Source organism: Streptomyces sp. NPDC048484, assembly GCF_040651415.1.
Taxonomy (GTDB): domain Bacteria; phylum Actinomycetota; class Actinomycetes; order Streptomycetales; family Streptomycetaceae; genus Streptomyces.
Map to the genome: position 1 here is coordinate 26,638 of NZ_JBEZJY010000071.1, position 8,854 is coordinate 35,491.

The window sequence follows — 8,854 nt, forward strand, 5'->3', positions numbered from 1 at the left end:
AGGCGAGTTGGTATCCGAAGCGCCGTCCTGGGTGTCGTTCGATCTGACCACCCGGCCTTGGGTACCGGTCCAGCGGCTGGACGGCACCCAGGCCGAGCTTTCCCTGCGCGAGGTCTTCGCTCAGGCTGACGGGCTGCGCCGGATCGTCGGGGACCTTCCCACGCAGGAGTTCGCCCTCCTGCGCCTCCTCCTCGCCATCGCCCATGACGCTCTCGACGGGCCGCAGGACATCGAGCACTGGTCGGACCTGTGGGCCGATGACGACTGCTTCGCGCCCCTTCCCGGCTATCTCGCGGAGCACTGCGACCGATTCGACCTGCTGCACCCGGTGACGCCGTTCTTCCAGGTCGCGGGCCTGCGTACGGCGCGGGACGAAGTCTTCTCTCTCAACCGGATCGTCGCCGACGTCCCGAACGGCGAGCCCTTCTTCAGCTCCCGGCAGCCGGCTGTCGACCGGCTCGGCTTCGCCGAGGCCGCCCGCTGGGTCGTCCACACGCACGCCTACGACACCTCCGGCATCAAGACCGGCGTCGACGGCGACAGCCGGGCCAAGGGCGGCAAGGTGTATCCGCTGGGGGTCGGCTGGGCCGGCACCCTCGGAGGGGTCTTCGCCGAAGGCAGCAGCCTGCGGGAGACCCTGCTGCTGAACCTGATTGCCGCGGACACCACCGGCCTGCGGTTCGACGAGGACGACCGCCCCGCCTGGCGCCGGGAACCGTCAGGGCCCGGCGTCGCCGGACCACGGCACCCCTCGGGCGTACGGGACTTGTACACCTGGCAGACACGGCGGCTGCGGCTCCACTTCGACGCGCACGGAGCGTACGGCGTCGTCCTCGGTTACGGCGACCCGCTCACTGCGCACAACATGCACACCCGCGAGCCGATGACGGCGTGGCGTCGCAGCCCGGTGCAGGAGAAGAAGCGCGGTGAGGCGCTGGTCTACCTGCCGCGCGAGCACGACCCCGCACGTTCCGCATGGCGGGGGCTCGCTGCCCTGATCGTGAACCGGACGCAGAGCGCGCAGGGTTCCGAGGCTTCCCAGGGACTGCGGCCGGGGGTCCTCGAATGGGTCGCCCGGCTGGTGACGGAGGGAGAGCTGCCGCGCGGCTTCCTCATCCGGGCTCGCGTCATCGGCCCTGTCTACGGCACCCAGCAATCCGTGATCGACGAGATCGCCGATGACCGTCTCGCCATGGCGGTCAGGCTCCTCCATCAGCAAGACCGTGAGTACGCGCAGCAGGCCATCGACGCGGTCTTGGACGCGGAAGGCGCCGTCACCGCCCTCGGTGACCTCGCCACCGATCTGGCCCGCGCCGCGGGCATCGAATCGGACCCGCTCCGGGGTACCGCTCGCGATCTCGGTTTCGCCGCGCTGGACGGCCCGTACCGCACCTGGCTCAAGGACCTCGCCGAAGCCGACGACCCGTACCAGCAGCGCAAGGTCTGGCAGCGGGACGTCTACCGCTCGATCGCACGGCTGGGCGAACAGCAGATGGCGCAGGCGGGCTGCGCGGCATGGGAAGGCCGGACCGTCGAGGCGAGGAAAGGCTCCCTGTGGCTGAACTCCGCGCTCGCCGACCAATGGTTCCGCAGCCGCCTCAACAAAGCCCTGAGCCATCCGTTCTCCGACCGGGAGGCCGCTCCCGGCCCCGCGCGCGGATCTGACTCCTCTTCCGCGAAGGAGCCCGCATGACCACCGACACCGCCACCACCACCGTGCCGCCCGTCCCGAAACGGGTCGGCCAGATCACCGGCGAGATCATCGCCCCGCTTCAACAGGGCTATCTCAAGGACCAGGCCCACGCGGTGGCGGCGCTGGCCAGACTGCGCCGCGGAGCGGGCAAGAAGTACGAGCAGGTACCGGACCTGTGGGGCCTGGCCGACACCGGCCCGCTCCACGAGAGTCCGCACAACGGCGGGCGGCCCTTGAGCGAGGATGAACTGACCCGCGCGGAGGACGCTGTCCATGTCGCCCTCACACTGTGGGCCCTGCACCAACAGTCACGCGGAACGGCCATGCACCTGCGCGACCGCCGGGAGAAGCCGACGGGTCTGGGCGCTGCCGTGCGGCGGCTGATGCCAAAGGACGAAATTACCGAGCCGGTCCGTAAACGCCTGGTCCGCGCCGGCACCGCGCCCGATCTCCCCTCCCTCGCCCAGCGGCTGCGCGACCTCGTCCTGCTGCTGCGTGGCGAAGACATCCCACTCGACTACGCACTGCTCGCCGAGCAGCTCTACCACTGGCAGCAACCGGGCGGACAGGATGCCGTACGCCGCGCCTGGGGCCGCTCGTTCCACGCCTTCCGCGACCCCGAGGACAGCGGGTTCAACGCTTCGCCTCTCTCCGCCGACACCACCGACAAGGACGCCTCGTGAACCGCATCTTCCTCGATGTGCATGCCCTACAGACCGTCCCACCCAGCAATCTGAACCGCGACGACACGGGCGCGCCGAAGTCCGCCGTGTACGGCGGGGTGCCCCGGGCTCGTGTCTCCAGTCAGGCGTGGAAGCGTGCCACCCGCTCGTACTTCGGCGACGAGCACCTCCTGGACCCGAGCGAACTGGGCGTACGCACGAAGAAGGTCGCCGAAGTCCTCGCCACCCGTATCACCGCGCTGGAGCCGTCATTGAAGGGTGCTGCGGCTCTCCTTCTCGCTGCTGAGGTGATCCAGGGGGCCACGGGGTCCAAGATCGAGGTGCCCAAGCGCAAGGCGAGCGAGGAGAAGGACGGTGCCGAGGAAGCGGCGCCTCAGTCCAAGTACCTGATGTTCCTCAGCGCCCGCCAGCTCGACGGCCTCGCCGCGCTCGCCGTCGAAGGCGCGGCCGACATCAAGGAATTCCTGAAGGACAAGGACAACAAGGCCCGCGCCAAGCAGATCGCCGACACCCGTCACTCCGTCGACATCGCCCTGTTCGGCCGCATGGTCGCCGACTCCGCCGACATCAATGTCGATGCCGCCGTCCAGGTCGCCCACGCGATCAGCGTGCACCGGGTGGACAACGAATCCGACTACTACACCGCCGTCGACGACCGCAACACCGACGCGGAGCCCGGAGCCGGAATGATCGGCACCGTCGACTTCAACTCCGCCACCCTCTACCGCTACGCCGCGCTCGGCGTCCACCAGCTCGCCGCCAACCTCGGCGAAGGGCTGCGCGCGGACGAACCCCGCGTCACTCCGGTGCGCCGAGCGGTCGAGGCGTTCCTGCACGGTTTCGTCGCCTCCCTGCCCACCGGGAAGATCAACACCTTCGGCAACCACACCCTCCCCGACGCGGTCGTGGTCAAGCTCCGCACCACCCGCCCCATCAGTTTCGTCTCGGCCTTCGAAGAGCCCGTATCCGCCGTGCGGGGAAGCGGACATCTGCGGGAGGCATCCGCGCGCCTGGCGGACTACATCCCCGACATCGAGCGTGCTTACGGAGACGAGGAGTCGACCCTGACCTGGGTGCTGCGCGTCGGCTCGAACACCGAGAAACTCGCAGGAATCGGCACCGAAGCCGGCAGTCTCACCGCGCTCGTCGAGTCGGTCGGCCACGCGGTCGCCGAACGCATGGAGAAGCCCGCATGAGCGTGCTCACCCTGCGGCTGGCCGGCCCCCTGCAGGCCTGGGGGGCCTCCGCCCGCTTCGTCCGTCGAACCACCGAGCCGGCCCCGACCAAGAGCGGGGTGATCGGCATGCTGGCCGCCGCCCAAGGACTCCAACGCGGCGACGACGCCGGGCTGGCCCGGTTGGGCAGCCTGCGCTTCGGCGTCCGTATCGACCAGCCGGGCACGCGCATACGGGACTTCCAGACCGCCCACCACGCGGTCACCGGCAAATCCATGCCGCTCTCCGAACGCTTCTACCTCGCCGACGCCGTCTTCGTCGCCGCACTCGAAGGCGACAACACGCTCATCACCGCACTCCACACAGCCCTGCGCGCACCGGTCTACCCGCCCTACCTCGGCCGACGCTCCTGCCCGCCCGCACTCCCGGTCGAACTCGGCCTCCACCCCGACATCAGTCTCGACCAGGCGCTGCGGGACGAGCCCTGGCAGGCATCCGCCTGGCACCAAAAGCGCCACCGCAGCCAGACCACAGTGGCGCTGGTGACCCTGCGGGAGGCCACCGGCGGCGAACGCGACGGGGAGGAAGACGTATTGCGTGACCAACCGCTCAGCTTCGCCGCCGAACACCGTCGGCACGCCCTGCGCACCGTGATCAGTACGACCGTGAACGTCCCCAACCCACTGGCGCGGGCCGCACGCACGCCCGCGCCCGGCCACACCGTGCCGCACCACGACCCGCTCGGTGCCCTGGAGGAGGAAACCGCCTGATGTATCTGACCCGTTTCCGCGTGAACACCGCGCGCCCGGGCGCCCGTCGGCTGCTCTCCTCACCCCAGTCGCTCCACGCCGCGGCCATGTCGTCCTTCCCCGGCCTGCTACCGACCAAAACCGACGGACCCAGGGTGCTGTGGCGCCTCGACCACAACGCGCGCGCCGAAGTCTTCCTGTACATCGTCAGCCCCGACCGGCCTGACCTGACCCACCTCGTCGAACAGGCCGGCTGGCCCGCCGCCGCCCTCGACCCCGACACACCCGGCTGGCAGACCCGCCCCTACGCCCCGTTCCTCGAACGCCTCGCGAAGGGCGACACCTGGGCATTCCGGCTCACCGCCAACCCGGTGCACCACATCCGCCGCAAAGACGGCGAACCGACCAAGCGCACCGCCCACCGCACCCCCGTCCACCAGAAGGCATGGCTCCTCGACCGCCAAGAACGCTCAGGCTTCCGCATCGTGGAGAAGCCCGACGAGAACCGGCTGCTGCCCAGCGGCACGACGCACAAGGGTCACAGGCACCACGGCGACCGGCACGAGCTGACCGTCCGTGAGCCGCGCTCCCTGGCGTTCTCCAAATCCGACGAGGCCGCCCCGAAACGCCACCGCGTAACGGTGGTCACCGCCACCTTCGACGGCCGCCTCGAAGTCACCGACCCCGAGGCACTGCGCCGCACCCTCACCCAGGGCCTCGGCAAGGCCAAGGCCTACGGCTGCGGCCTGATGACCCTCGCCCCACTCACCCCCACGATCGAGTGAACCCGTGACGACTGTCGGCAAACGCACCGCACTCACCCCACGGCACCTCACCCGCACCACAGAACGCCTCTCCTTCATCTACCTGGAACGCTGCACCATCCACCGGGACGCCAACGCCATCACCGCCGAAGACGCCGACGGCACCACCCACATCCCCTCCGCCACCATCGGCACCCTCCTCCTCGGCCCCGGCACCCGCATCACCCACCAGGCCATGAGCGTCCTCGGCGAAACCGGGGCAGGCGTCGCCTGGGTAGGCGAACACGGCGTCCGCTACTACGCCGGTGGCAGGGCACTGAGCCGCTCCGCCGCCCTCGTCGAAGCCCAGGCCACCCAATGGGCCAACATGCGCAACCGCCTCGCCGTCGCCCGTGCCATGTACCGACTGCGCTTCCCCGACGAAGACCCAACCGGCCTGACCCGCCAACAACTGCTCGGCCGCGAAGGCGACCGCGTCAAAAACTGCTACCGCACCCAAGCCACCCGCACCGGCGTCCGCTGGCACGGCAGGAAGTACACCCCGGGCGACTTCACCAGCGGCGACCCCGTCAACCAGGGCATCACCGCCGCCGCCCAGTGCATGTACGGCATCGCCCACGCCGTCGTCGCCTCCCTCGGATGCAGCCCCGGACTCGGCTTCGTCCACTCCGGTCACGAACTGTCCTTCGTCCTGGACATCGCCGACCTCTACAAAACCGAGATCGGCATCCCTCTCGCCTTCGACATCGCGGCCGAAGCAGACGAGGACGTCGGCCCCCGCACCCGCCGCGCCCTACGGGACCGCATCAACGACACCGGCCTGCTGAACCGCTGCGTCAACGACATCAAACACCTCCTGCTCCCGAACGACGCCAGCGGCAACGAACTCGGAGAAGAAGACCGCGTCACGCTCCAGACCGACGGCAGCCACGAAGTCGCCGCAGGACGGAACTACGGAGACGCCGACGAAGCAGTCATCTGGTGACCGTCATCGTCCTCACCAACTGCCCGCCCGGCCTCCGCGGATTCCTGACCCGCTGGCTCCTGGAAATCTCCGCAGGCGTCTTCATCGGCAACCCGTCAGCAAGAATCCGCGACGCCCTGTGGGACGAAGTACAGCAGTACGCCGGCCAAGGCCGCGCCCTGCTCGCCCACACCACCAACAACGAACAGGGCTTCACCTTCCGCACCCACGACCACGCCTGGCACCCCACCGACCACGAGGGCCTCACCCTGATCCGACGCCCAAACAACAACGCCCCACCACAGAACACCGGACCCAGACCCGGCTGGAGCAAAGCATCAAAACGCCGCCGATTCGGCAGGACCTAATCGACATAGATGCCCACTTTGAGCGAATTGCCGGAATCACTTAAAGTACTCAGAAACCGAGCCGGACTGCGGTAAACGCACAGGTCGCAGAGTCTGCTCCCCACGCACGCGGGGATGGTCCCGGGAGGGCTCGGACGGTCCCCCCGGCGGCGGCCTGCTCCCCACGCACGCGGGGATGGTCCCGATCATTCCGGCGCGCTCGGCCGCGCCAGCCACTGCTCCCCACGCACGCGGGGATGGCCCCAGGCAGGGCGTCAGTTGAACATGCTCCCCGCGCTTGCGGGGATGGCCCCGAGAAGAACGCGAGGTCGGCGGGCGCGAGTTCCGGCTCCCATATCCGCAGGGATGATCCCGCGCCCGCTTAGGCGCCGATCCCATCGCCGAGGCAGCCGCGCGCACCGACCGGCAACTGACCCGCCGCCGCACCGCGCTCAACCTGCAACGGCTGCACACCACCCTGGGCCACGACAACGTCCACTACGTCACCTGCGATATCACCGACGCCGCCGCGGTGGCCGCCGCCGCGAACCAGGTAGCCGCCCACCACAGCGGCATCGACCTGTTCGTCCACGCCGCAACCCGCAGCCGCAGCGCACCCCCTGGGCCGCAAGAGCCTCGCCGACTTCCGGCTGGTCCGTGACGTGTAAGTCCGCGGCTACCACCATCTGCGCGACGCTTTCGCCCCTCTCAACCCCCGCCTGTGGTGCAACATCGCCTCCGTCGCCGCCGTCCACCCCCTGCGTGGGGAGATCGACTACAGCCCCGCCAACGCCTTCCTCACCGCGGCCGCCGACCACCCCCTCAGCACCCGGGAACTGACCATCGGCTTCCCGCTGTGGCGCGACAGCGGCTACTTCGCCACCCGCCCGTCCCCTCATCGCCGAAATCATCAGCCAGGGACGCCTGACCGGCATCACCGACACCGAAGGCACCTCCCACTTCCTGGCCGAACTCGCCGCCGACCGCACCGCCACCAAGGCCAGCGTCTACCTCGGGGAACGCGAACGGCGCCTGCTGCACCGCGAACGCCCCGGCCTGCTCCACGACACCGCCGCCCAGCCGCCCGGTGCGCCCTCAGCCCTCGCCGACACCGCCAGGTCGTCGGCACACGTCCTGCTCAGGGGACCTGGCCGGCCGACAGAGGACGGCTCCATCGAGTGGGACCTGGACCTCGACGCAGGTCGGCACAGCTATCTGGCCCATCACCTGGTCAACGGCCACCCCACCATGCCCGGCACCTTCCTCCTGGCCGCAGCCGCAGAGGCCGCCCAGACACTCCACCCCGGCCAGCCTGTCACCGCCGTGCGCGACGCCTCATTCGACGTCTTCGTACGTCCCACGAACGACCGCGCCCGCTACACCCTGCGCGCCCGCGACACCTCAACCCCCCAGGAACAGAGAGTGACCGCAGAGGTGTACTTCACAGCACACATCGTCCTCGGCCTCCACCGGGCCGTTGCCGCCCCTCTCGATCCGGCAGACCCAGAACCACAAGCCGACCCGCTCCTTCCCGACCTCTATTACTTCCCAACCGCGCCCGTCTACCTGAGCGGACCCTTCGTCAACACCCGTCGCTGGCGCTCCACCCCCGACGGACCCGCCGCTCTGTGGAAACCACCCAGCGACGCCTTCCGCCTCCATCCTGTCCTGCGGCGATTGCCGCTGCCAGCGTTGCTGTTGTGCGCCGTACTACGCGCCCGAACTCTGGAAACACCCCCAGACGGCACCCGGCAGGTCGTCGTTCCTCGGCACATCGCGTGCATTGACCTTCGCAGCACCCGTGGCAATGACCACCAGCTCACGCTCGACCACCCCAAGGGAATTACCACCCGCTACCACCGCAACGACGGCAGTTACAGCGCTACTGCGCCCGACGGCAACGTGCTCCTGCGCATCACTGGCTTCGAAGGCACCCGACTGGGGCGCGTCTGACGGGTCGTGTAAATCCGCTATCCAACAGGCTGGCCGAGGCCCCAGCCTTGTTGAGCCGCTTGCGTGAACCGTGACCTCACTATCCAGTGAGGCCCGTCCGCCCACGATACCCACCTTCGCGATAAGGGCTGTGCCCCGTCAGGCGCCGGGGCACAGCCACGTCCGGCTTCGAGCGCGCGTATCAGTGGGTGAGCCACACCGAGACCGCTCAGGCGACGGTCATGAGAGCGCCGACCAGACGGTAGGGCGGCCGCTGCAGGGTGATGCACAGTTCCGCGAAGCGCAGTTCGAGGAACTGAACTCGACCGCCTGATCCCCGGCGCCGATGTCGGCCAGCGGGCCTTCGCGGCCCGGCTCGCCACCGTCACACGTGAGGCAGTCGGCGACCTCGCCGCGTACCTACCTCGCCTGCGCCCGGTCTGGACAGGACCGACTTCACGAGGTCTGAGCAGTCTCACTGACATTGCGTGAAGGCACGGTGTGGAGGTCACCGTTTCCCGCTTGAGTCGTTATCCGATCATGAACA

The 8,854-nt window shown here is 69.2% G+C and carries 9 protein-coding genes and 1 CRISPR repeat array; all 9 genes read left to right on the plus strand.

What is annotated here, in order from left to right:
• Positions 1–31 precede the first annotated feature (31 nt).
• Positions 32–1,693, plus strand: coding sequence for a type I-E CRISPR-associated protein Cse1/CasA (casA, locus tag AB0D14_RS41120; protein ID WP_362789473.1), 1,662 nt, complete (start codon positions 32–34; stop codon positions 1,691–1,693).
• Positions 1,690–2,376 carry a type I-E CRISPR-associated protein Cse2/CasB gene (casB, locus tag AB0D14_RS41125; protein ID WP_362789457.1) on the plus strand — a complete coding sequence of 229 codons (687 nt, stop codon included), beginning with the start codon at positions 1,690–1,692 and terminating at the stop codon, positions 2,374–2,376. Before casA ends, casB begins: the two co-directional genes overlap by 4 nt.
• Positions 2,373–3,572, plus strand: coding sequence for a type I-E CRISPR-associated protein Cas7/Cse4/CasC (cas7e, locus tag AB0D14_RS41130; protein WP_362789459.1), 1,200 nt, complete (start codon positions 2,373–2,375; stop codon positions 3,570–3,572). Before casB ends, cas7e begins: the two co-directional genes overlap by 4 nt.
• Positions 3,569–4,321 (plus strand): type I-E CRISPR-associated protein Cas5/CasD, encoded by a 753-nt coding sequence (gene cas5e, locus AB0D14_RS41135; protein ID WP_362789462.1) that lies wholly within the window; start codon positions 3,569–3,571, stop codon positions 4,319–4,321. Before cas7e ends, cas5e begins: the two co-directional genes overlap by 4 nt.
• A complete protein-coding gene (gene cas6e, locus AB0D14_RS41140) occupies positions 4,321–5,085 on the plus strand; it encodes a type I-E CRISPR-associated protein Cas6/Cse3/CasE (protein WP_362789464.1) in 765 nt (254 codons plus the stop codon). The genes cas5e and cas6e overlap by 1 nt, the downstream gene beginning before the upstream one ends.
• 4 nt (positions 5,086–5,089) lie before the next feature.
• Positions 5,090–6,049 (plus strand): type I-E CRISPR-associated endonuclease Cas1e, encoded by a 960-nt coding sequence (cas1e, locus tag AB0D14_RS41145; protein WP_362789466.1) that lies wholly within the window; start codon positions 5,090–5,092, stop codon positions 6,047–6,049.
• A complete protein-coding gene (cas2e, locus tag AB0D14_RS41150) occupies positions 6,046–6,396 on the plus strand; it encodes a type I-E CRISPR-associated endoribonuclease Cas2e (RefSeq protein ID WP_362789468.1) in 351 nt (116 codons plus the stop codon). Before cas1e ends, cas2e begins: the two co-directional genes overlap by 4 nt.
• Before the next feature lie 93 nt (positions 6,397–6,489).
• Positions 6,490–6,685: a CRISPR direct-repeat array (repeat unit 25 nt; unit sequence CTGCTCCCCACGCACGCGGGGATGG).
• Positions 6,686–6,853: 168 nt separating this feature from the next.
• Positions 6,854–7,036, plus strand: coding sequence for a hypothetical protein (locus tag AB0D14_RS41155; protein WP_362789476.1), 183 nt, complete (start codon positions 6,854–6,856; stop codon positions 7,034–7,036).
• 473 nt (positions 7,037–7,509) lie between these two features.
• Positions 7,510–8,328: a hypothetical protein gene (locus tag AB0D14_RS41160; protein ID WP_362789479.1), complete on the plus strand. Its 819-nt coding sequence runs from the start codon at positions 7,510–7,512 to the stop codon at positions 8,326–8,328.
• Positions 8,329–8,854 lie beyond the last annotated feature (526 nt).